Origin of the sequence: Streptomyces sp. NPDC006551 (assembly GCF_040611675.1) — a bacterium.
In the GTDB taxonomy this organism is placed as follows: domain Bacteria; phylum Actinomycetota; class Actinomycetes; order Streptomycetales; family Streptomycetaceae; genus Streptomyces.
Genome location: NZ_JBEXOT010000007.1, coordinates 182463 through 204311, shown reverse-complemented (window position 1 = coordinate 204311; position 21849 = coordinate 182463). Strand labels below are relative to the sequence as shown.

Genomic DNA, 21849 nt, shown 5'->3' with positions numbered 1-21849 from the left:
TGCTCGGTCACCCCAGCGTCAGCGCCACGAGCGCCACCGTCCCCGCGGCCTCCTCCACCGCCCCGAACACGTCCCCCGTCACCCCGCCGAACCGGCGCACACACCGCCGCAGCAGCAGCGCGGCCGCGCCGAGCCCCGCCCCCGCCGCCAGGACGTGACGGAGCGCGTCGTACGGGGAGAACAGCGCGCCGGCGCCCGCGCACAGGACCAGGACGCCTCCTGTGACCAGCGCCGCCGACCGGACCGGGACGGTCGAGGCGACCATCGCGCCCAGGCCCTCGGGGCGGGCGGCGGGGACACCGGCGCGGGAGGCGTGGGTGAGGGCGAGGCGGGCGACGGTCGCGGCGAGGGCGGCGGCCACCGTGCCGTGTGCCCAGCCCTCCTCGTACAGCCGGTGGAGCGCGGCGACCTGGGCGAGGAGGACGAAGAGGAGCACGATGACGCCGAACGGGCCGATGTCCGACCGCTTCATGACGCGCAGCGCGTCCTCGGCCGGCTTCGCGCTCCCGAGGCCGTCCGCCGTGTCCGCGAGCCCGTCCAGATGCAGCCCCCGGGTCAGCAGCGCGGGCACCGCCGCCGTGACGACGGCCGCGACCAGCGGGCCCGCGCCGAGCAGCAGGAACGCGCCGCCGAGCGCGGCGGAGAAGAGCCCGACGACCAGGCCGGCGAGCGGGGCCCAGAGCATGCCGGCGCGCGCCGCGTCCCGGTCCCAGCGGGTGACGCGGGCGGGAAGCACGGTGAGGGTGCCGAAGGCGAAACGCAGGCCGTCCATCCGGGCAGGGTAATCGCCGGGCTCGGACAGTAAATTGCGCATAGAGCCCAAACCGGAAGTGGGTGGCATGGGTCACTGGTTCTCCCGCAACATCGTCGAGCCCGGGAAGCTCCCGATGCTGCTCGCCCTGGCCTCGTTCGTCCTGACCTTCCTGGTCACGCGGACGATCACCCGGCTGATCCGGGCCGGCAAGGGGCCGTTCGGAAACGTCTCTCCCGGCGGACTGCACATCCACCATGTCGTTCCTGGCGTCGTGCTCACCGTCGTCGGCGGCTTCGGTGCCGTCGGCAGCGGACGGCACGGTGTCGGCGTCGCCGTCTTCGCCGTCGTCTTCGGGATCGGGGCGGGTCTCGTCCTGGACGAGTTCGCGCTGATCCTCCATCTCGACGACGTGTACTGGAGCGAACAGGGGCGTCAGAGCGTGGAGGTCGTCGTCCTGACGGCCGCTCTGGTGCTGCTGACGCTCGGCGGGTTCTCGCCGCTCGGCGTCGACGACATGACCGCCGACGAGCGCCAGAGCCGGGCGACCTTCATCCTCACCCTCGCGGTGAACTTCCTCTTCGTCCTCATCGCCCTGGTCAAGGGGAAGTTCCGCATGGCCGTCATCGGCGCCCTGGTGCCGTTCGTGGCGATCGTGGCGGCCGTCCGGCTCGCCCGCCCCGGCTCCTGGTGGTCACGGCACGCCTACGCCCGCCGCCCCCGGGCCCGCGCCCGGGCCACGGTGCGTACGTACCGCCACGACCGGCGCTGGACCCGCGTACGCCGCAGGGTTCAGGACCTGATCGGCGGCTTCCAGGAGCGTGCCCCGGGACCGGGCTCCGGTTCCGACCGGTCCTGACGGCGCTCCCACCACGCGACGCACGCGACGAGCGCGAGCACGGCCGCGATCGCCGCCAGATGCTCCTTGCCCGCCAGGTTGTTCTTGACCAGGATCTCCACGACCATCGCGACGACCACGAGCGCCCCGGTCCACCGCGCCCGGTGGCGCCAGCAGACGAAGACCGCGAGGCCCACCACGGCGGCCGACGGTCCGGTGTCTACGACCCGCGCGTCCGACGCCGGCAGCCCGAGCGGGTTCTCCGGGCCGAGCGCGATGCCGATCCGGGCGTACAGCGTCCCGGCCAGCGTCGCCAGATAGGCGATCCCGAGCGTCCGCCACCGGCCCAGACAGATCTCGGCGATCCCGAAGACCAGCAGGATCTGCGCCAGCGCGCCCCACACGGGCAGATCCAGGGCCGGGACGAACAGCGAGAGCGGGGTGCGGAGCAGCGCGAGCCAGAGCGGTTCCTCGGCCCGTACCGAGCCGACGTTCTGCACCGGCTGATAGCCCCACTCCTGGTTCTGCACCAGCTGGAACGCGGCCGTGAGGCAGATGGCGGCCAGCGTCATCGGGATCGCCCGCCACCTCCGCGCGACGAGAGCCGTCCGTACGGTGGTGAACAGCGACCCCCACTCGCGGCGGGCGAAATCCTTGAGGGAGGACCTCACCGCCGGCCCTCCAGATGCTTGCGGTGCAGCCACTTCGGCAGACCGGGGGCCTCCAGGAAGCCCTCGGCGCGGCCCGCGGCGAGGCCGATGCGCAGCAGGTCGGCGCTCTTCTCGAAGAGCATGAAACGGGGCTCCCAGATCGGTCGGTACTTGGCGTTGGCGCGGTACAGCGACTCGATCTGCCACCAGCGGGAGAAGAAGCTGAGCAGCGAACGCCACATCCGCAGCACGGGTCCCGCCCCGAGCTTCGAGCCGCGTTCGAAGACGGAGCGGAACATCGCGAAGTTCAGTGACACCTGGGTGATCCCGATCTCCTCGGCGCACTGGAGGAGTTCGATGACCATGAACTCCATCAGACCGTTCTCGGAGTCCCGGTCACGCCGCATCAGGTCCAGCGAGAGCCCCTTCGGGCCCCAGGGGACGAAGGAGAGCACGGCCCGCAGCTCCCCGCTGTCGTCCGTGCACTCCAGCATCACGCACCGGCCGTCGCGCGGGTCGCCGAGCCGGCCGAGCGCCATCGAGAAGCCCCGCTCGGTGGCCCCGTCGCGCCAGTCGTCGGCCTTGCGGAGCAGCTCGTCCATCTCGTCGGCCGGGATGTCCTCGTGGCGCCGGATCCGCACCTGGTACCCGGCCCGCTTGACCCGGTTGAACGCCTGCCGCACCGTGCGCATGGCCCGGCCGTCCAGGGTGAACTCCCTGGTGTCCACGATCGCCTCGTCGCCCAGCTCCAGGGCGTCGAGGCCGTGCCGGGCGTAGACGGTTCCGGCCTCCTCGCTCGCGCCCATCACGGCCGGGATCCAGCCGTGTTCGCGGGCCTCGGCCAGCCATGGCTCGATCGCTCCGGGCCAGGCCTCCGGGTCGCCGATCGGGTCGCCGGAGGCGAGCGAGACCCCGCCGACCACCCGGTAGGCGATCGCCGCCTTCTCGCTGGGGGACCACACCACGCTCTTCTCGCGGCGCAGCGCGAAGTAGCCGAGCGAGTCGCGGTCCCCGTGCCTGTCGAGCAGGGCCCGCAGCTTGTCCTCGTCCTCCTCGGTGAGCGGGTCGACGGCCCGGCGCGAGCGGAAGGCGGCGAAGAGCACGGCGAACAGCAGCAGCGTGGACAGGACGTTGATGGTGACGTCGACCCAGCCCGGTGGGGCGATCCCGTCGGAGCGGGAGCCGTCCGACGCCAGGGTGACCAGCCGCATCACGCCGTACCGCCAGCGCTCCGGGAAGGTGGAGGTGCCGGTGGAGGTGTCGGTGACGGTGACCAGGACCGCGGCGAGCAGCGAGGTCACCAGGAGCCCGCCGACCGCCACGGCCGCGGCGAGCAGCGGGTTGGAGCGGTCGCCCTTGGCGTAGAACTCCTTGCGGCCGAGCAGCAGCGCGAGCACGAACGCGGCGGAGAGGACCAGCGAGACCCAGTTCTGGGCGTGCTGCCGGATCTCCGGGAAGACCATCGCGAAGGCGAAGAGCAGCAGGAAGAGCCCACCGAGCACGGTGTTGAGGATCCAGGCGGCCCGCTTGCGGCGGCGCATGGTGATCGCGAGGAAGAGCGTGAAGACGCCCGAGGCGAAGCCCGCGGTCAGCATGTACGGGGTGAAGTAGTCGTCCGTGTTGTGCCGACGGAGGTCCTGGCCGAAGGAGACCCAGACGGCGCTCAGGAAGTTGACGAACGTGACGGCGCGCAGATACCAGACGGCGAAAGCGGCGCTGCGCCGCGATCGGACGGTGCTCCCGGGCGCTCCTTCGGTGGACAAACGGACCTCTCCCATGAAAAGCGATCATATGGGGCATCGCTCGTCATGATCGGTCGCCGGACGCGTCCGTCCGCACGTGGCGGGCGGACGCGTCCGGTGCCGTGATCCGTCTCAGTTCTCCTCGTCGACCGCAGCGGCTGGAGTGGTCTGCTCCGGCAGCTCGGCGGCCAGTGCGGCCGCGGCCTGGACGAGGGGAAGAGCGAGCAACGCCCCGGTTCCCTCGCCCACAGTGACGCCCTGATCGAGCAGAGGGTTGAGCGCCATCCGGTCCAGCGCCTTCGACTGCGCCGGCTCCCCGCTCACCTGCCCCGCCAGCCACCAGTCCGGCGCGCGGAACGCCGCCCGCTGCGCCACCAGCGCGCAGGCCGCCCCCACCACACCGTCCAGGATCACCGGCATCCGCCGCACCGCGCTCTGCAGCAGGAACCCGGTCATCGCCGCGAGATCCGCCCCGCCGACCGCCGCGAGCAGCTCCAGCTGATCGCCCAGGACCGGCCGCGCGCGCCGCAGCGAGTCCCGGACGGCCGCGCACTTGCGCATCCAGGCCAGATCGTCGATCCCCGCGCCGCCCCGGCCGGTGACCACCGAGGCGTCCGTGCCGCACAGCGCCGCGACCAGCGTGGCCGCCGGGGTCGTACCGCCGACACTCAGATCGCCGAGGACGACCAGGTCCGTGCCGGAGTCGGCCTCCTCGTCCGCGATCGTGACGCCCAGCTCGACCGCCGCCACCGTCTCCTCGACGGTCAGCGCGTTCTCGACGTCGATCCGGCCGCTGCCGCGCCGCACCCGGTGCCGTACGACCTCGGCCGGCAGCAGCTCCGGATCACAGTCCAGACCCGCGTCCACCACCCGCACCGGCACACCGGCCCGCCGGGCGAGCACCGCCACCGGGCTCGCGCCGTCGAGCACCGCGCGGACCAGCTCGTACGCGGTGCCGGCCGGACGGCCCGACACCCCCAGCGAGGCCACCCCGTGATCGCCCGCGAAGAGCACCACCCGCGGCTGTTCGATCGCCCGCACCTTGACCGAACCCTGCGCGGCCGACAGCCACTCGCCCAGTTCGTCGAGCCGGCCGAGCGCACCGGGCGGAACGATCAACCGCTCCCGGCGCTCCTCGGCGTCACGCCGTATCCCGCCGTCGGGGCGCTCGATCAGATCGGAGAAGTCGTCCAGGTTCAAGGCTCTTCCTCGTGACGTCGGCGATGGCCATGGGTGATCGCACCCTACCCGCGCAGCACCAGGGCCTGTCCCGAGACGACGAGGAGCACCTGCTCGCACTCGTCGCCGAAGGCCGCGTTCAGCCGGCCCAGCTCGTCCCGGAAGCGGCGGCCCGACGCCGTGGCCGGGACGACTCCCGAGCCGACCTCGTTCGTCACGGCGACGACCGTGCGGGAGGTGTTCCGCACCGCCGCCACCAGCTCCGCCATCCGCTCGCGCAACTCCTCCTGCCCGCCGTGCGCCCACCGCTCGTCGTCCCAGGCCCCGGCCCGGTCCATCGCGTCCGTCAGCCACAGCGACAGACAGTCGATCAGCAGGGCCGGACCGTCGGACTCGAGCAGCGGTACGAGATCGCAGGTCTCGGCGGTACGCCAGGAACCCGGCCGCCGGTCACGGTGCAGGCTCACCCGCTGCGCCCACTCCGGATCTCCCTCCCGGGTCCCGCCGGTCGCCACGTACAGCACCTCGGGGAAGGTCTCCAGACGCCGCTCCGCCTCCACCGACTTGCCCGAACGGGCGCCCCCGGTCACCAGCGTGCGCCGCGGCACGTCGGGCACGGCGTGGTACTCCCCGACATACAGCGTCGTCCCGTCCGGCACCGCCCGCGCCCCGGCCGCCGCGAGCCGCCGGTCCAGCTCGGCACCGCCCGGGATGTCATGGTCCAGATGGGCGGCGACCACATCGGTGCTCGCCCCCACCGCCCCGGTCGCCCGCAGCCTGGCCAGCGCGTCGGGCCGCCCGGTGACGTCCAGGACGACCATGTCGTACGGGGTGCGATGGTCGTCCGGCAGGCCGGCGGGGGCACCGCCGGGCGGCAGATAGAGCAGCCGCTCACCGTCCGGGGAGATCACCTCGTACCCCGTACCGGGCGAATCCATCGGCACGGCCCGTACCCGGTGCCCGCTGATCAGCGTCAGCTCCCGTCCGTCCGGGACCCGCCCCGCGGCCGGCAGCCCGGCGGGCACCTCCACGGCCGGCCCGTCGTGCGGATGCGTCAGCAACACCTGCCGTACGCCCACCAGCGAATGCCCGGACCGGGCGGCGGCCAGCGCGGCCCCCGGCGTCAGGTCGAGCAGCAGCGCCCCGTCCACGAGCAGGGCGGTGGCCGCCCGCGCCTGCGGGCCACGGGCGGTCGCGCACACGGCGCAGGGGCAGTCGGGGCGGGGGAGCCCGAGAGGGGCGCCGGTGCCGAGCAGAGTCAGTTCCACGCTCAGATCCTCCCGCGTCACCGCGAGGGGTGCGCGCCCGGCTACGCTGCGGGCAGGAAACCGATCATCCGGTGAGCCTTCAGGAGGCGGACATGGCATGGACGTGGCGGTTCGAGAAGTCCGACGGCACGGAGGTCCAGCCGGCGGTGGCGCCGGAGGAGTTCACGACCCAGGGAGACGCCGAGTCCTGGATCGGTGAGTACTGGAAGGACCTCCTGGAGGGCGGCGCGGACCAGGTGACGCTCTCGGAGGACGGCACGAAGATCTACGGCCCGATGCCCCTGAACGCGGAGGGCTAAGGCCTGTTGTGGGCAATCGTCCCGCAGGACGGGACGGGTGGGCACAACCCACGGCCCCGGTGCCGTTGCCGGGCCCTCGTGCACAAGGCCCTCGGCAGGGCACCGGGCCCCCGGGTGCACGAGGGCCTTCCCCGGCGCGGCACCGAGGTCACATCTCGCCCAGCGTGACCTCCGCCCGGGACTCCCGGCCCGCCCGCTCGTACACCACCGTCACCCTGTCGCCCGGCTTCCGGGAAGCGAGCGCCTCCGACAGCGACGTGATCGTCGTGATCGGCTCGTCGCCCACCCGGGTGATCACGTCCCCCGGCCGCAGCCCCGCCTTCCCCGCCGCCCCGTTCGCCGGCGCCTCGACCACCGCGACCCCCGACGGCTCGTAATCGTCGTCGAGCACCGTCCGGCCGGTGATGTTCAGGGCCGCCCGGCCGGAGTCGGTGACCCTGCCGTTCCTGATGATCTGGTCGGCGATCGTCCTGACCATCGAGACGGGGATCGCGAAGCCGATCCCCGGCGCCGCGCCGCCGCCCATCTGCGGGTCCGTCGCCGCCAGCGTCGGGATGCCGATGACCTCGCTGTCCAGATTGACCAGCGCGCCCCCGCTGTTGCCGGGGTTGATCGCGGCGGACGTCTGCACCATGTTCCCGATGGTCGCCCCCGTACCACCGCCGGCACGGCCCGCGCTGACCGTGCGGCCGGTCGCCGACACGATGCCCTGGGTGACGCTGCCCGACAGACCCAGCGGGGAGCCCATCGCCAGCACGATCTGGCCCATGTCGACCTTGGCCGAGTCGCCGAACTTCGCCGGCTTCAGCCCCTCCGGGACGGAGTCCAGCTTGATGACGGCGAGATCCTGCTCGGGGTACGTCGAGACCAGTCTCGCCACCACCGGCTGCCCGCCGGTCGCCGCCGTGACCCGGAAGCTCTCCTCCCGGCCGATCACGTGCGCGTTGGTGACGATGTGCCCCTGGGCGTCGTACACGACCCCGGAGCCGAGGCTGTTCGACGCGTCGATCTGGACGACGGACGGCAGCACGTTCTTGATGACGGCCCGGTAGTCGTCCTGGAGGTCGTTGACGGCGAGCGGGGCGGCCGCCTGCGTGGAACGGTTCACCTCCGGGGCCGCACCGGACGTGCAGCCGCCGGCCAGGGCGACGGCGCAGGCCCCGGCGGCGACGGGCAGCAGCAGACGGCGCGTACGGGCACGAGCGAGGGAGCGGGCGCGAGCACGGGGGACGTCCATGTCCGGAGTATCCCGTTCACCCCGTACGCCCGGCCCGGTGAACGCCGCCGATCAGGGGGCCGACGAGAGGACCTGTGCCGCCGATCAGGGGGCCGATGAGAGGAACTGCGTCGCCGCCAGCTCCCCGTACAGCTCGTCTCCCGCCACCAGCTCGCCGTGCGTGCCCACCGCCCGGACCCGTCCCGACTCCATCACCACGATCCGGTCCGCCAGCGTCACCGTCGACAGCCGGTGCGCCACCACCAGGACCGTCACCTCGCGGGCCGCCTCCGCGACCACGTCGCGCAGCGCCAGCTCGTTCACCGCGTCCAGTTGCGAGGTCGCCTCGTCCAGCAGCAGCAACCGGGGCTTGCGCAGCAACGCCCGGGCGATGGCCACCCGTTGCCGCTCACCGCCCGACAACTTGGAGCCGCGGTGGCCGACGACCGTCTCCAGGCCGTCCGGCAGCCGCTCGACGAGCCCGTCCAGCCTGGCCCGTACGAGCACGTCCCGGATCTCCTCCTCCGTCGCCTCCGGCGCGGCGAACACCAGGTTCTCGCGCAGGGTGCCGGAGAGGACCGGGGCGTCCTGCTCGACGTACCCGATGGCCGCGCGGAGATCGGACAGCGACCAGTCCCGTACGTCCTTCCCGTCGATCAGGACCCGGCCGCCGGAGGGTTCGTAGAAGCGCTCGATCAGCCCGAACAGGGTCGTCTTCCCCGCCCCGGACGGGCCGACGAAGGCGGTCATCCCGGCGCCGCGGACGGTGAAGGAGACGCCCTGGTGGACGAGGGGGAGATCGTCGCGGTAGCGGAAGGAGACGTCCTCGAAGACGACCGAGGCCGGGCCGTTCTCCACCCGGCCCGTGGCCGTGGCGCCCAACTCCTCGGTCTGGAGACGCTCGGCCTCCAGGATGCGGCCGATCGCCGCGGAGCCCACCTGGTACTGCGTCGCCGCCTCGACCAGCTTGGAGACGGGCTCGATCAGATAGAAGAGGAAGAGCAGGAAGGCGATGAGCGAGGAGACGGAGATCGCTCCGGACGCGACCCGGGCGCCGCCGATGCCGAGCACCGCGAGGAACGACACCTGAACGGCGAGACCGATCGAGGACCCGGCCACCGACTGCCACTTCGCCGAGCGGACGCCGTGCCGCCAGGCCTCCTTCGCCGCCGCCTCGACGACCGCGGTCTCCCGCTCCTCGGCGCCGGACGCCTTGATCGTACGGAACGCGCCGAACGCCCGCTCCAGGACCGTGGAGATCTCGCCCACCGCCTCCTGGGAGCGCTTCGTGGCCCGCGAGATCCTCGGCATCACGACCGCGACCGCGCCGCCGATCAGCACGATCACGCCCAGGGTGACGCCGAGCAGGACGGGGTCCATCCACGCCATCATCGCGAGCGTCGCCACGAAGGCGAGGCCGCCGGTCGCCGCCGAGACCACCGACTGGGTCGTGACCGCGCGCAGCAGGGTGGTGTCGGAGGTGACGCGGGACATCAGATCGCCCGGCTGCGTCTTCTCCACCTCGGGCAGGCGCAGCCGCAGTAGCCGGCCGATCAGGGTGCGGCGGGCGGCGAGGACGACGGACTCGGCCGTCCGCTCCAGGATGTACGCGCCGAGCGACTCGATCGCCGTGCCGAGGACGACGAGGGCGGTGAGGAGGAGCAGGATCCCGGCGATCGACTGGTCCTCGCCGAGCCGCTCCACGAGAGCCTTCGCGGCGAGCGGCTGGGCGAGCCCGCCGGCGGCGCCGACCAGCGCGAAGAGTGCACCGAGAGCGACCGTCCGGCGATGCGGCCGGAAGTGCGCGTAGAGCGCGCGCCACACGTCACGCGCGGGCACGGGAGGAGCGGGAGCGGGGGAGGCGTCGGTACTCACGGAGAGGAGGACGCGGCAGAACCCCGGCCACCTGACGCGCCGGCCGAACCGGCCGAAGCGAACCGCCGGAGATCCCGCGGTCGGCGAACCGGCCGCCGGAGGCCCCGTGCGGCCCTCCGGGAGAGGCCGCGCGCGGCGCTCTGGGCGAGCAAGGCCCCGCGCGGCGCCCCGGCCCTCGCGCCCTCCGGGCAAGATTCCGGAGGACCTCCGGCCCATCGGTGCCCCCGGGAAGGCTCCCGCTAGCCCCGGACCCCGCAAAGATGCAGGAGCGCCGCTATTCGGCGGTACGGGTCCGTGCGGCCCGCGCGGTCCTCCGCCGTGAGCAGCCGGTCCAGTTGCTCGGCGGACGGCAGCCCCTCGTCACCCGGCACGCCGTCGGTGAAGACCCGTACGCCGTACCAGGCGTGCAGCGGCGCCGCGATCCCCGCGAGCGTCGCCGTCAGCGCGTCGAGCCGGTCGGCACGCACCTTGAGCCCGTTGTCGTCGGTGTACACGTCCGACTCGAAGCCGGCCACCGCGCCCGCCCAGTCCCCGGCGAGCCCCGGCCGCATGGCCAGCGCCTCCGCGTTCCGCACGACCAGGGACAGCAGGCCGCCGGGCGCCAGCATCCGGGCCAGGCCCGCGAGAAGCGCGTCCGGCTCGTCCGCGTACATGAGCACGCCGTGGCAGAGCACGACGTCGAAGCTGCCCGGCAGGAAGTGCACCCCGGTCTCGCGGCCGTCGCCCTCCACCAGCCGGACCCGCTCGCGGATCCCGGCCGGCTCGGTGGCCAGCGCCTCACGGGCGGCCTTGAGCAGCTCGGGGTCCGCCTCCAGACCGGTCACGGTGTGCCCGGCCCTGGCCAGCCGCAGTGCCTGGGTGCCCTGCCCCATGCCCGCGTCGAGTATGCGCAGCCGCTGCCCCACGGGGTAGCGGGCGGCTATCTGCTCGTCGAGCTGGCGCGCGATCATCTCCTGGCGGACGGTCTCGCGCAGGCCCCCGTGACCGGCGGGCCACGGGGACACGGCGGGCAGCAGCCGACCGCCCGTAGCAGGGCCGGAGCCGTCCCCGCTCAGGGCCGCTCTCCGCGCTTGACCTGCGGCTTCGGCAGCCGCAGTCGGCGCATCTGGAGCGTACGCATGAGGCCGTAGGCCACCGCGCCGCGCTTGGACTCGTTCGGGAAGCGCTCGTTCAGCTGCTTCTTCAGCCGCAGCCAGATGCCGATCGAGTCGATGACGATCATGACGATCACACCGAGCCAGAGCAGCAGCGAGATGTTCTGCAGCGCCGGGACCCGGATCATCGACAGCACGAGGATCACCACGGCCATCGGGAGGAAGAACTCCGCGATCGCGAAGCGCGAGTCGACGAAGTCGCGCACGAAGCGGCGGACCGGACCCTTGTCACGGGCCGGCAGGTAACGCTCGTCGCCGCTGGCCAGCGCCTCGCGCTGACGGGCGAGGTCCGCGCGGCGCGCCTCTCGCTGGCGCTTCATGGCCTCCTTGCGGTCGGTCGGCACCGTCGCGGCACGACGGCGCTGGGTCTGCGCCTCGCTCCGCTTCGGAGTCGGGCGGCCCTTGGGGGCCTCGGGGTCGCGGGGCTGCTTGGAGAGGTCCGCCGTCACCTTGTCGGTGGGGGCCTTCTCTTCCTTGGAACGGCTACGGAACACAAAAACCAAGGGTACGTGGTGGGGGGCACGGACCCCAGCCCCGCCGGGAACGATCCGCTAACGGCCCGCGTCTGTGGGGGTACGCACGGAAGACGCGCACGGTCACCCCGAGATCCCTCTACTCCCTGAGCCGGAGGGGAACCGCACGTAGTCGTCCTTGGGGAGGAGCGCATCCGGCCCCGAACAGTGCGGTAATGGATACAGGGACCGTACTGTGGATCCTGTTGGAGTGCTTGAGCCGAGTCCGTCAGAAGGGGGCGCGCGAAGCCCATGAGCGGTGTCATGAAGCGTATGGGGATGATCTTCCGCGCGAAGGCAAACAAGGCCCTTGACCGGGCCGAGGATCCGCGCGAGACCCTCGATTACTCCTACCAGAAGCAGCTGGAGCTGTTGCAGAAGGTCCGGCGGGGCGTGGCCGACGTGGCGACCTCGCGCAAGCGGCTCGAACTGCAGCTGAACCAGCTCCAGGGCCAGTCCGCCAAGCTGGAGGACCAGGGCCGCAAGGCGCTGGCGCTCGGCCGCGAGGACCTGGCGCGCGAGGCGCTGTCCCGGCGGGCGGCGCTCCAGCAGCAGGTGAGCGACCTCGAGGTGCAGCACCAGACGCTGCAGGGCGAGGAGGAGAAGCTCACGCTGGCCGCGCAGCGGCTGCAGGCCAAGGTCGACGCCTTCCGTACGAAGAAGGAGACGATCAAGGCGACCTACACGGCGGCGCAGGCGCAGACCCGGATCGCCGAGTCGTTCTCCGGCATCTCGGAGGAGATGAGCGACGTCGGCGTGGCGATCCAGCGCGCCGAGGACAAGACGGCCCAGCTGCAGGCCCGGGCCGGCGCGATCGACGAGCTGCTCGCCTCGGGCGCGCTCGACGACCAGTCGGGCCTGGCGAAGGACGACATCCAGGCGGAGCTCGACCGGCTGTCCGGCGGTACGGACGTCGAGCTGGAGCTCCAGCGGATGAAGGCCGAGCTGGCGGGAGGCCCCGCGGCCTCGAAGCAGGCGATCGAGGGCGGCGCCGGGACGGCGACGCCGCAGGACCAGCAGCAGTCGCACCCCCGTTTCGACAAGCAGTAACGAGCCTTGAGCGGTAACCGACCCTGAGGACGGCGCGTCATGATCGTACGGATCATGGGGGAGGGCCAGTGGAAGCTGGCGGACAGTCACTTCGCCGAGCTGAACAAACTCGACGACGAGCTGCTGGACGAGATGGAGTCGGGTGACGGCGTGGGCTTCCGCCGTACCCTCTCCGCTCTCCTCGACGCGGTCCGCACGCTCGGTGCCCCGCTCCCGGACGACGCGCTGGAGCCGTCCGCGCTGATCCTCCCGTCTCCCGACGCGACCCTCGAAGAGGTCCGCGAGATGCTCTCCGACGACGGGCTCATCCCGGGCTGAGCCCCGGCACCCGACGCTCCCGGTGCCCCGCGCCCCTTCCGGGGGCGCGGGGCACCGCCGTGCGTCACCCCGTACCGTTGCCCGATGTGACCACCCTCGACAGCGGGTTCTCGCGCGGCCGGCGCTGGCTGCGGACGCACCCCCTCGCCTTCGACGCCGGCCTCGCTCTCGCCGTGCTCGTCTGCATGGTCACCGGCTCCTTCGCCGATCCCCACGGCAGCCCCAACGGCCCGACGTTCGGCGACCGCACCCCGGACGCCTCCAGCGTCCTGCTCATGGTGCTGAGCGCCGCCGCCCTCGTCCCGCGGCGACGTGTGCCCCTCGCGGTCCTCGGCTTCACGTCCGCGGTCACCCTCGTCGAGCTGATCGCCGACGACAGCCCGGCGCCCGTCGCCATGGGCGCCGTCATCGCGCTCTACACCGTCGCCTCCCGCACCGACCGCCCCACCACCTGGCGCGTCGGTCTCGCCACCATGACGGTGCTGACCGCCGCCGGGATGCTCTTCGGCCCGACCCCCTGGTACGCCCAGGAGAATCTGGGCGTCTTCGCCTGGACCGGCATGGCCGCGGCCGCCGGTGACGCCGTCCGCAGCCGGCGGGCCTTCGTCGACGCCATCCGGGAGCGCGCCGAACGCGCGGAACGGACCCGCGAGGAGGAGGCACGGCGCCGGGTCGCCGAGGAGCGGCTGCGGATCGCCCGTGACCTCCACGACGTGGTGGCCCATCACATCGCGCTGGTCAACGTTCAGGCCGGGGTCGCCGCGCACGTCATGGACAAGCGCCCCGACCAGGCCAAGGAGGCCCTCGCGCATGTCCGCGAGGCCAGCCGCTCGGCCCTCAACGAGCTGCGCGCCACCGTCGGTCTGCTCCGCCAGTCCGGCGACCCGGAGGCCCCCACCGAGCCGGCGCCCGGCCTCGGTGTCCTCGACGAGCTGCTCGCCACCTTCCGTAACGCCGGTCTCCCCGTCGAACTGGCCCGCACCGACGACAGCGCCGCCCTGCCCGCGGCCGTCGACCTCGCCGCGTACCGGATCATCCAGGAGGCGCTGACCAACGTGCGCAAGCACGCCGGCCCGGACGCCAAGGCGGAGGTGAGCGTCGTGCGGGTCGGCCGGACGATCGAGATCACCGTCCTCGACAACGGGACGCCCAAGGCCGCCCCCGCCGACGCCGACACGGGGGGCCACGGCCTGCTCGGCATGCGCGAACGGGTCACCGCCCTCGGCGGCACCCTGACGGCCGCACCCCGCTACGGCGGCGGTTTCCGCGTCCAGGCGATACTGCCCACCACGGCCCGTACGGGGGAGGACACATGACGATCCGGGTGCTGCTCGCCGACGACCAGGCCCTGCTCCGCAGCGCGTTCAAGGTGCTGGTGGACTCCGAGCCGGACATGGAGGTCGTCGCCGAGGCCGCGGACGGCGCGGAGGCCGTCGCCCTGGCCCGGTCCGCGAAGGCGGACGTCGTCCTGATGGACATCCGCATGCCCGGTACGGACGGGCTCGCCGCCACCCGCATGATCACCGCCGACCCCGAGCTGTCCGCCGTACGGATCGTCATGCTGACCACCTTCGAGGTGGACGAGTACGTCGTGCGGTCGCTCCGCGCCGGCGCCTCCGGCTTCCTCGGCAAGGGGGCGGAACCGGAGGAACTGCTCAACGCCATCCGGATCGCAGCCGCCGGCGAGGCGCTGCTGTCGCCCGTGGCGACCAAGGGTCTGATCGCCAAGTTCCTCGCTCAGGGCGGGGGTTCGGACGGAGAGGAGGGGGAGAACGCGCTGCGGCACTCCGAGCGCCTGGCCGCCCTCACCACCCGTGAACGCGAGGTCCTCGTCCTCGTCGCGGGCGGCCACTCCAACGACGAGATCGCCGAACGTCTCGAAGTCAGCCCCCTCACGGTCAAGACGCACGTCAACCGGACCATGGCCAAGCTCGGCGCCCGCGACCGGGCTCAGCTGGTGGTCACGGCCTACGAGTCGGGTCTGGTCCGTCCGAAGGTGGAGTGAGGGAGTACTCCGGCGTACTCCAGGCGCGGTATGCGCGGGATAAGGAAGTGGGCCCGAGGGCCGAGGATCCGGGGCTTCCCATGGCTGATCGTGGAGGTGGGCACCTGTCACCGCCCGCCTGCCGAGTACGCCACAGAAGAGAGACCCCATGTCCTGGCTGTCCAGATTCAGCCTCGCACAACGGGCCCTGATAGGGCTGATGTCCATCGTCGCGATCCTCTTCGGAGCGATCGCGATCCCGCAGCTGAAGCAGCAGTTGCTGCCCTCGATCGAGCTCCCGATGGTCTCGGTGCTGGCCCAGTACCAGGGCGCCTCCCCCGATGTGGTCGAGAAGCAGGTCGTCGAACCGCTCGAGAACACCATCGAGGCCGTCGACGGCATCACGGGCATCACCTCCACCGCCTCCGAGGGCAACGCCGTCATCATGGCCACCTTCGACTACGGCGACGAGGGCACCAAGCAGCTCGTCGCCGACGTCCAGCAGGCCGTGAACCGGGCCAGGATCGCCCTGCCCGACGACGTCGACCCGCAGGTCGTCGCCGGTTCGACCGACGACATCCCGACCGTCGTCCTCGCCGTCACCTCGGACAGGGACCAGCAGGCCCTCGCGGACCAGCTGGAGCGGACCGTCGTCCCCGCCCTGGAGGACATCGACGGGGTGGGCCAGGTCTCCGTCGACGGCGTCCAGGACCTCCAGGTCTCCGTCACCCCCGACGACCGGAAGCTCGCCGCGGCCGGCCTGAACACCATGAAGCTCGCCGAGGCCGTCCGGGCCGGTGGCGGCACGGTCCCGGCCGGCTCGTTCTCCGAGGCCGGCAAGAGCCGCACGGTCCAGGTCGGCGGCGGCTTCACCTCGCTCCGGCAGATCCAGGACCTGCGGATCAAGCCCGAGAAGGGCAAGGCCGTCCGTCTCGGCGACGTGGCCACGGTGAAGCAGGAGGAGTCCTCCCGCGTCTCCCTCACCCGTACGAACGGCAAGCCCAGCCTCGCCGTCATGGCCACCATGGACAACGACGGCAGCGCCGTCGCCATCTCCGACGCGGTCAAGGAGAAGCTGCCCGAGCTCCGCCGGGACCTCGGCGCGGGCGCCGAGCTGACCGTGGTCTCCGACCAGGGCCCGGCAGTCTCCAAGTCGATCTCCGGTCTGACCACGGAGGGCGCGCTCGGTCTCGTCATGGCCGTCCTGGTGATCCTGGTCTTCCTCGCCTCCCTGCGCTCCACCCTGGTCACCGCGGTCTCCATCCCGCTCTCGGTGGTCCTGGCGCTCATCGTGCTGTGGACCCGCGACCTGTCGCTCAACATGCTGACGCTGGGTGCGCTGACCATCGCCATCGGCCGGGTCGTCGACGACTCGATCGTGGTGCTGGAGAACATCAAGCGGCACCTGGGCTACGGCGAGGAGCGCCAGGCGGCGATCCTCACGGCGGTACGGGAGGTGTCGGGCGCCGTCACCTCCTCGACTCTCACCACGGTCGCGGTCTTCCTGCCGATCGGCCTGGTCGGCGGCATGGTGGGTGAGCTGTTCGGTTCGTTCAGCCTGACGGTGACCGCCGCCCTGCTCGCCTCCCTGCTGGTCTCCCTGACCGTCGTCCCGGTCCTCTCGTACTGGTTCCTGCGTGCCCCCAAGGGCACGTCGGCGGACCCGGACGAGGCGCGGCGGCTGGCCGAGGAGAAGGAGAACAGGAGCCGGCTCCAGCGTCTGTACGTCCCGGTCCTGCGGTTCGCGACCCGGCGCCGCCTCACCAGTGTGGCCATCGCGGTCGTCGTCCTCATCGGCACCTTCGGCATGGCCCCGCTCCTGAAGACCAACTTCTTCGACCAGGGCGAGCAGGAGGTCCTCTCCATCAAGCAGGAGCTGGCACCGGGCACCAGCCTCGCGGCGGCCGACGAGGCCGCGCAGAAGGTCGAGAAGGTCCTGGCCACCGCCGGTGGCGTGAAGGACTACCAGGTCACGGTCGGCTCCTCGGGCTTCATGGCCGCCTTCGGCGGCGGCACGGGCGCCAACCAGGCCTCGTACCAGGTGACGCTGGAGGACTCGGCGTCGTACGAGAAGACCCGCGACGCCATCGACGAGGCGCTGGGCGCGCTCGACGGCATCGGCGAGACGACGATCGCGGCGGGCGACGGCTTCGGCAGCCAGGACCTGAGCGTGGTGGTCAAGGCGTCCGACGCGGACACGCTGAAGAAGGCGTCCGAGGCGGTCAGGGCCGGCGTGGCGGAGCTCGACGACGTCACCGACGTCCAGAGCGACCTGTCCCAGTCGGTGCCCAGGATCTCCGTCAGGGCCAACGCCGAGGCGGCGGAGGCGGGCTTCGACGACACGACGCTCGGTATGGCCGTCGCGCAGGCGGTGCGCGGCACCCCGGCCGGCAAGGCGATCCTCGACGACACCGAGCGGGACGTCGTCCTCACCTCCGCGAAGCGGGCCACGACGATGGCCGAGCTGAAGGCGCTGCCGCTCGGGCCGGTCAGGCTCGGCGACATCGCCGACGTGAAGCTGGTCCCGGGCCCGGTCTCGATGACCCGGATCGACGGCTCGCGTGCGGCGACGATCACGGCCAAGCCGATCGGTGACAACACCGGCGCGGTGAGCGCCGCCCTCCAGACGAAGATCAACGAGCTGGATCTCCCCGAGGGCGCGACCGCCTCCATCGGCGGTGTCTCCGAGGACCAGTCCGAGGCGTTCGGCAACCTGGCGCTGGCGATGCTGGCGGCGATCGCGATCGTCTTCATGCTCCTGGTGGCGACCTTCAAGTCGCTGATCCAGCCGCTGATCCTGCTGGTCTCGATCCCGTTCGCGGCGACCGGCGCGATCGGTCTGCTGCTGGTGACGGGTACCGCGATGGGCGTCCCGGCGATGATCGGCATGCTGATGCTGATCGGCATCGTGGTGACCAACGCGATCGTGCTGATCGACCTGATCAACCAGTACCGGGCCCAGGGCCTGGGCGTCGTCGAAGCGGTCGTCGAGGGCGGCCGCCACCGACTGCGCCCGATCCTCATGACGGCTCTGGCGACGATCTTCGCCCTGCTCCCGATGGCGCTCGGCATCACGGGCGAGGGCGGCTTCATCGCCCAGCCGCTCGCGGTGGTCGTGATCGGCGGTCTGATCACGTCGACGCTGCTCACGCTGCTGCTGGTCCCGACGCTCTACGCGATGGTCGAGCTTCGCAAGGAGCGCCGCGCGAAGAAGAAGGCGGCGAAGAGGACGAAGAAGCGGGACGGCTCGTCGGACCACCCCGGGCAGCCGGACGTGACCCCCGTGGACGCGACCCTGCTGAACGCGCTGGACAGCTGAGCCGCCTCGCGCGGCCCGAGGCCGAAGGGCGCCCCGCGATCACGCGGGGCGCCCTTCGGCGGTGTCCGGAAGGCGGTGCCGTCCTACGGGAGCGCGAGCATCCGCTCCAGGGCCAGCTTCGCGAAGCTCTCGGTCTCCTTGTCGACCTCGATCCGGTTGACCAGGTTGCCCTCGGCCAGCGACTCCAGCGCCCACACCAGGTGCGGCAGGTCGATCCGGTTCATCGTCGAGCAGAAGCAGACCGTCTTGTCGAGGAAGACGATCTCCTTGTCCGGGTGCGCGTTGGCCACGCGCCGGACCAGGTTCAGCTCCGTGCCGATGGCCCACTTCGAGCCGGCCGGGGCCGCCTCCAGCGTCTTGATGATGTACTCCGTGGAGCCCACGTAGTCCGCGGCCGCCACGACCTCGTGCTTGCACTCCGGGTGCACGAGGACGTTCACGCCGGGGATCCGCTCGCGCACATCGTTGACCGAGTCCAGCGAGAACCGGCCGTGCACCGAGCAGTGCCCCCGCCACAGGATCATCTTCGCCGCGCGCAGCTCCTCGACGGTCAGGCCGCCGTTCGGCTTGTGCGGGTTGTAGAGGACGCAGTCCTCCAGCGACATCCCCATCTCACGGACGGCGGTGTTGCGGCCCAGGTGCTGGTCGGGCAGGAACAGCACCTTCTCGCCCTGCTCGAACGCCCAGTCCAGGGCCCGCTTGGCGTTGGAGGAGGTGCAGATGGTGCCGCCGTGCTTGCCGGTGAAGGCCTTGATGTCGGCCGAGGAGTTCATGTACGAGACGGGCACGACCTGCTCGGCGATCCCGGCCTCGGTCAGTACGTCCCAGCACTCCGCGACCTGCTCGGCGGTGGCCATGTCGGCCATCGAGCAGCCCGCCGCGAGGTCCGGCAGGACGACCTTCTGGTCGTCGGTGGTGAGGATGTCGGCGGACTCGGCCATGAAGTGGACACCGCAGAAGACGATGTACTCGGCCTCCGGGCGCGCCGCCGCGTCGCGGGCGAGCTTGAAGGAGTCGCCGGTGACGTCCGCGAACTGGATGACCTCGTCGCGCTGGTAGTGGTGGCCGAGGACGAAGACCTTGTCCCCGAGCTTCTCCTTCGCGGCGCGGGCGCGCTCCACCAGGTCGGGGTCGGAGGGCGACGGCAGGTCGCCGGGGCACTCCACGCCGCGCTCGCTCTTGGGGTCGGCCTCGCGGCCGAGCAGCAGGAGGGCGAGCGGCGTCGGCTGAACGTCCAGGGGCTGGGCGGTGGTCACGTCACGCACCCTTTCTTATCTGCGGAGCGAGCCTTTTCGTCGAAATGACGCTATCTATGATAACCGCTTCACGTCACTTTGACGATGTCCATAGTGTCGATGTGACGAAAGTCCGCACGGCGGCCTGTACAGCGGCGCGTGACCGTCCCCGATCCGGTGTGCGAGCATGAAGAGGAAAAGACGCGAAAGCCGAGCCTCGCCCGGAATGATTCCGGGGCCCCGCCGGTTGCAACCGTCGGCAAGCAGTCTCCGTACACACCGGGAGAGAAGCAGATGTCCGTATCGGACGAGAAGACCACTGTCAGCGACGGCATCCTCCTGTCTGACGCCGCCGCGGCCAAGGTCAAGGCCCTGCTCGACCAGGAAGGCCGCGACGACCTGGCGCTGCGCGTCGCCGTTCAGCCCGGCGGCTGCTCCGGCCTGCGTTACCAGCTCTTCTTCGACGAGCGTTCGCTCGACGGCGATGTCGTCAAGGACTTCGACGGCGTCAAGGTCGTGACCGACCGCATGAGCGCCCCCTACCTCGGCGGCGCCTCCATCGACTTCGTCGACACGATCGAGAAGCAGGGCTTCACGATCGACAACCCGAACGCCACGGGCTCCTGCGCCTGCGGCGACTCGTTCAGCTAGGCCTGAGCGCGCGACGTACGAAGGCGGCCGCCCGGATCCCGGGCGGCCGCCTTCGTTCATGCTCGGGGGAGCGCGGCTACTTCCTGGGCACGGGCTCCCCGCTCGCCGCGTCCACGACCGTCCTGCTGCCCAGCGGCTGGTCCAGCGTCACCGTCCGCGTCACCTCCACCGCGATGGCGATGCACGCCCGGTCCGGATCGGCCGGCTTCTCGCTCACCCGCACGGTGACCTTGCCGGGGCTCTCCTGCGCGGTGGCCGTGTACGTGCTGCAGACCCCGCCCCAGAAGGTCACCGACAGCTTCCGGCCGTCCGCGTCCGTCCGGTACGAACCGATCTGCCGTGGCGTGCCCTCGTCCGAAGGGGCCGGCGACGGCTTCGCCGGCGGCGCCAGGTGCTCCGGGGCCACCGCCGTCCGCACGACCGTGTGCGGCTCCGCGCCCGCCTCGGCCTCCACCCGGAACAGCCACGACGGTACGAGCGCCCGCTTGCCGTCCACGAACTCCGAGGCGAGACCGAGAGCCGCGCCGGTCACGGCCAGCTCCCGCGGCCGGGCGTCGGGCTCGCACGTCACCGTCGGGACGTCCGCGCCCGCCGGAGGGGCGGTCGCGCAGCCGCCGATGCCGATCGGCCCGCCGGCCGACGCCTTGTTCAGCTCCTCCAGCGCCTTCTCCGCGCCGATCACCGGATAGGTGTGGCTCTTCACCGGCTCCTTCAGCTGTCCGCTGCCGGCCACCGGAGCGCCGTCCGGACCGACCTGGATCCCGGTCGACCAGCCGTACGTCGGCAGCCCGCCCACGACCGGATCCGCGTTGACCACGCGCACCGAGCCGTTCATCACCTGGGTCGCGTCCAGCTTCGCGTCGCCCTGCCCGATCGCCTTGAGCACCGGAGCGGCCGCGGCCTTCGCCGCCGCCTCGCTCACCGGCGCACCGCCGCGCGGCGGCTTCGGCTCACCCGGAGGCGGACACGCCCTGCCCTTGAGGCAGGCGTCCCCGGCCGGGCCGCCGTCCTGCCGCGAGAACGTCCAGCTGCCCGGAGCCTCGGCCGACACGTCGAGCCGCAGCCCGGAGCCGTCCTTCTCCGGCGCGATCTTCCAGACCGCGCCCTCGAGCCTCGGAGCGCCCGGGATGCCGAGCGCCTTCGCCAGCCGGGCCACCTCCGCCGAGGTGACCCGGCCCTCAGGCCGGTGGACTGCGGCCGAGGAGGGCCCCTGGGGGAGGGGGCCCTTGGCCGTGTAGACGGCGCCGCCGTCGTTCGGGTCCGGCTCACCGGGCGCGATGCCCGGGCCGTCGCCCACGCCGCCACTGCCGCTGTCGCTCTTGCCGTCGAGGTGCAGCCGCGGGGGAGTGGCGGCACCGCTTCTCGTACCGTCACCTCCGTCGGAGGCGGTGGTGGCGAAGTACGCGCCCCCGCCGCCGACCAGCAGCACTCCCGCCGTCACCGAGGCGACCAGCAACGGCGTACGTTTCCGCCGCGGGTTCTCCGTACCGCTCACCGCATCGCTCCTTCGTCCCGCCGAAATCTCTGGAAGACACGGATGGGACGGAACGGGCGACCGAGTGGTTCCGTCCCGGTCAGGCGCCGTACTCGGAGGTGGCGTCGATCAGCCGCGCCGAGTCGGGCGGGACGACGACACCGTGGATCAGCGCGGGGGAGACCGGGGCGGCCGCCGCAGCCGCCGGTACCACCCAGTGCGGCGCCATCCGCGCGCTGTCGCCGCGCAGCTGGGCCAGGCTGAGATCGGACTCCTGAAGCTCCCGGGGAGCGGGGTGCGTGGACATAAGCGCACCGTACGCACGGCACGGCTT

The 21849-nt window shown here is 72.0% G+C and carries 20 protein-coding genes; 8 read left to right on the top strand and 12 right to left on the bottom strand.

Annotated elements, in window-relative coordinates; all coding sequences use genetic code 11:
- Positions 1–7: 7 nt before the first annotated feature.
- Positions 8–772, bottom strand: coding sequence for an adenosylcobinamide-GDP ribazoletransferase (locus tag ABZY12_RS11060; RefSeq protein WP_356888996.1), 765 nt, complete (start codon positions 770–772; stop codon positions 8–10).
- 67 nt (positions 773–839) lie between these two features.
- Between ABZY12_RS11060 and ABZY12_RS11055 the strand changes: the two genes are divergently transcribed.
- Complete coding sequence (locus tag ABZY12_RS11055; RefSeq protein WP_356888995.1) at positions 840–1610, top strand: hypothetical protein; 771 nt, start codon at positions 840–842, stop codon at positions 1608–1610.
- Here the strand turns inward: ABZY12_RS11055 and ABZY12_RS11050 are convergent.
- The 4 genes from ABZY12_RS11050 to ABZY12_RS11035 all read right to left on the bottom strand — a co-directional run bounded on the left by ABZY12_RS11050 (position 1544) and on the right by ABZY12_RS11035 (position 6428).
- Positions 1544–2260 (bottom strand): hypothetical protein, encoded by a 717-nt coding sequence (locus ABZY12_RS11050; RefSeq protein WP_356888994.1) that lies wholly within the window; start codon positions 2258–2260, stop codon positions 1544–1546. The two genes, ABZY12_RS11055 and ABZY12_RS11050, sit on opposite strands and share 67 nt — an antisense overlap.
- Entirely contained in the window at positions 2257–4017 is a 1761-nt protein-coding gene (locus ABZY12_RS11045; RefSeq protein ID WP_356888993.1) for a phosphatidylglycerol lysyltransferase domain-containing protein, read from the bottom strand. The genes ABZY12_RS11050 and ABZY12_RS11045 overlap by 4 nt, the downstream gene beginning before the upstream one ends.
- Before the next feature lie 96 nt (positions 4018–4113).
- The gene (cobT, locus tag ABZY12_RS11040) at positions 4114–5181 is read right to left on the bottom strand and encodes a nicotinate-nucleotide--dimethylbenzimidazole phosphoribosyltransferase (RefSeq protein WP_356888992.1); all 1068 of its coding nucleotides are present in this window, start codon (positions 5179–5181) and stop codon (positions 4114–4116) included.
- Positions 5182–5225: 44 nt separating this feature from the next.
- On the bottom strand, positions 5226–6428 hold the full coding sequence (locus ABZY12_RS11035; RefSeq protein ID WP_356888991.1) for a bifunctional adenosylcobinamide kinase/adenosylcobinamide-phosphate guanylyltransferase: 1203 nt from the start codon (positions 6426–6428) through the stop codon (positions 5226–5228).
- 92 nt (positions 6429–6520) lie between these two features.
- Here ABZY12_RS11035 and ABZY12_RS11030 point away from each other — a divergent pair, with 92 nt between their 5' ends.
- A complete protein-coding gene (locus ABZY12_RS11030) occupies positions 6521–6727 on the top strand; it encodes a hypothetical protein (protein WP_356888990.1) in 207 nt (68 codons plus the stop codon).
- 148 nt (positions 6728–6875) lie between these two features.
- On the opposite strand, the gene ABZY12_RS11025 is transcribed toward ABZY12_RS11030, so the two are convergent.
- From ABZY12_RS11025 to ABZY12_RS11010, 4 genes are all read right to left on the bottom strand, one after another.
- Positions 6876–7964 carry a trypsin-like peptidase domain-containing protein gene (locus ABZY12_RS11025; RefSeq protein ID WP_356888989.1) on the bottom strand — a complete coding sequence of 363 codons (1089 nt, stop codon included), beginning with the start codon at positions 7962–7964 and terminating at the stop codon, positions 6876–6878.
- Positions 7965–8048: 84 nt separating this feature from the next.
- Positions 8049–9818, bottom strand: a complete 1770-nt coding sequence (locus ABZY12_RS11020; RefSeq protein ID WP_356888988.1) for an ABC transporter ATP-binding protein — start codon at positions 9816–9818, stop codon at positions 8049–8051.
- 239 nt (positions 9819–10057) lie between these two features.
- A complete protein-coding gene (locus ABZY12_RS11015) occupies positions 10058–10768 on the bottom strand; it encodes a methyltransferase domain-containing protein (RefSeq protein WP_356889017.1) in 711 nt (236 codons plus the stop codon).
- Between the two features lie 101 nt (positions 10769–10869).
- A complete protein-coding gene (locus tag ABZY12_RS11010) occupies positions 10870–11466 on the bottom strand; it encodes a DUF3043 domain-containing protein (RefSeq protein WP_356888987.1) in 597 nt (198 codons plus the stop codon).
- A 270-nt stretch (positions 11467–11736) separates the two neighbouring features.
- On the opposite strand from ABZY12_RS11010, the gene ABZY12_RS11005 reads away from it, so the two are divergent.
- The 5 genes from ABZY12_RS11005 (at position 11737) to ABZY12_RS10985 (ending at position 18155) form a co-directional block, all read left to right on the top strand.
- On the top strand, positions 11737–12534 hold the full coding sequence (locus ABZY12_RS11005; RefSeq protein ID WP_356888986.1) for a PspA/IM30 family protein: 798 nt from the start codon (positions 11737–11739) through the stop codon (positions 12532–12534).
- Positions 12535–12573: 39 nt separating this feature from the next.
- A complete protein-coding gene (locus ABZY12_RS11000; protein ID WP_356888985.1) occupies positions 12574–12852 on the top strand; it encodes a hypothetical protein in 279 nt (92 codons plus the stop codon).
- Between the two features lie 86 nt (positions 12853–12938).
- Positions 12939–14168: a sensor histidine kinase gene (locus tag ABZY12_RS10995; RefSeq protein WP_356888984.1), complete on the top strand. Its 1230-nt coding sequence runs from the start codon at positions 12939–12941 to the stop codon at positions 14166–14168.
- Positions 14165–14857 carry a response regulator transcription factor gene (locus ABZY12_RS10990; protein WP_356888983.1) on the top strand — a complete coding sequence of 231 codons (693 nt, stop codon included), beginning with the start codon at positions 14165–14167 and terminating at the stop codon, positions 14855–14857. Before ABZY12_RS10995 ends, ABZY12_RS10990 begins: the two co-directional genes overlap by 4 nt.
- Before the next feature lie 148 nt (positions 14858–15005).
- On the top strand, positions 15006–18155 hold the full coding sequence (locus tag ABZY12_RS10985; protein ID WP_356888982.1) for an efflux RND transporter permease subunit: 3150 nt from the start codon (positions 15006–15008) through the stop codon (positions 18153–18155).
- An 83-nt stretch (positions 18156–18238) separates the two neighbouring features.
- Here ABZY12_RS10985 and nadA read toward each other — a convergent pair whose 3' ends face one another.
- Positions 18239–19420, bottom strand: a complete 1182-nt coding sequence (gene nadA / locus ABZY12_RS10980) for a quinolinate synthase NadA (RefSeq protein ID WP_356888981.1) — start codon at positions 19418–19420, stop codon at positions 18239–18241.
- Between the two features lie 264 nt (positions 19421–19684).
- Between nadA and ABZY12_RS10975 the strand changes: the two genes are divergently transcribed.
- The gene (locus ABZY12_RS10975; protein ID WP_018848827.1) at positions 19685–20041 is read left to right on the top strand and encodes an iron-sulfur cluster assembly accessory protein; all 357 of its coding nucleotides are present in this window, start codon (positions 19685–19687) and stop codon (positions 20039–20041) included.
- A 76-nt stretch (positions 20042–20117) separates the two neighbouring features.
- Here the strand turns inward: ABZY12_RS10975 and ABZY12_RS10970 are convergent, their stop codons facing one another.
- Positions 20118–21536 (bottom strand): hypothetical protein, encoded by a 1419-nt coding sequence (locus ABZY12_RS10970; RefSeq protein WP_356888980.1) that lies wholly within the window; start codon positions 21534–21536, stop codon positions 20118–20120.
- A gap of 79 nt (positions 21537–21615) precedes the next feature.
- Entirely contained in the window at positions 21616–21822 is a 207-nt protein-coding gene (locus ABZY12_RS10965; RefSeq protein ID WP_356888979.1) for a hypothetical protein, read from the bottom strand.
- Positions 21823–21849 lie beyond the last annotated feature (27 nt).

Bases quoted from the DNA above. Each gene is read 5' to 3' on its own strand.
- ABZY12_RS11005 (WP_356888986.1), top strand. From the start codon at position 11,737: ATGAGCGGTGTCATGAAGCGTATGGGGATGATCTTCCGCGCGAAGGCA.
- ABZY12_RS11060 (WP_356888996.1), bottom strand. From the start codon at position 772: ATGGACGGCCTGCGTTTCGCCTTCGGCACCCTCACCGTGCTTCCCGCC.
- ABZY12_RS11015 (WP_356889017.1), bottom strand. From the start codon at position 10,768: ATGATCGCGCGCCAGCTCGACGAGCAGATAGCCGCCCGCTACCCCGTG.
- ABZY12_RS10965 (WP_356888979.1), bottom strand. From the start codon at position 21,822: ATGTCCACGCACCCCGCTCCCCGGGAGCTTCAGGAGTCCGATCTCAGC.
- ABZY12_RS11045 (WP_356888993.1), bottom strand. From the start codon at position 4,017: ATGGGAGAGGTCCGTTTGTCCACCGAAGGAGCGCCCGGGAGCACCGTC.
- ABZY12_RS11030 (WP_356888990.1), top strand. From the start codon at position 6,521: ATGGCATGGACGTGGCGGTTCGAGAAGTCCGACGGCACGGAGGTCCAG.
- ABZY12_RS10985 (WP_356888982.1), top strand. From the start codon at position 15,006: ATGTCCTGGCTGTCCAGATTCAGCCTCGCACAACGGGCCCTGATAGGG.
- ABZY12_RS10975 (WP_018848827.1), top strand. From the start codon at position 19,685: ATGTCCGTATCGGACGAGAAGACCACTGTCAGCGACGGCATCCTCCTG.
- ABZY12_RS11025 (WP_356888989.1), bottom strand. From the start codon at position 7,964: ATGGACGTCCCCCGTGCTCGCGCCCGCTCCCTCGCTCGTGCCCGTACG.
- ABZY12_RS11055 (WP_356888995.1), top strand. From the start codon at position 840: ATGGGTCACTGGTTCTCCCGCAACATCGTCGAGCCCGGGAAGCTCCCG.
- ABZY12_RS11000 (WP_356888985.1), top strand. From the start codon at position 12,574: ATGATCGTACGGATCATGGGGGAGGGCCAGTGGAAGCTGGCGGACAGT.
- ABZY12_RS10990 (WP_356888983.1), top strand. From the start codon at position 14,165: ATGACGATCCGGGTGCTGCTCGCCGACGACCAGGCCCTGCTCCGCAGC.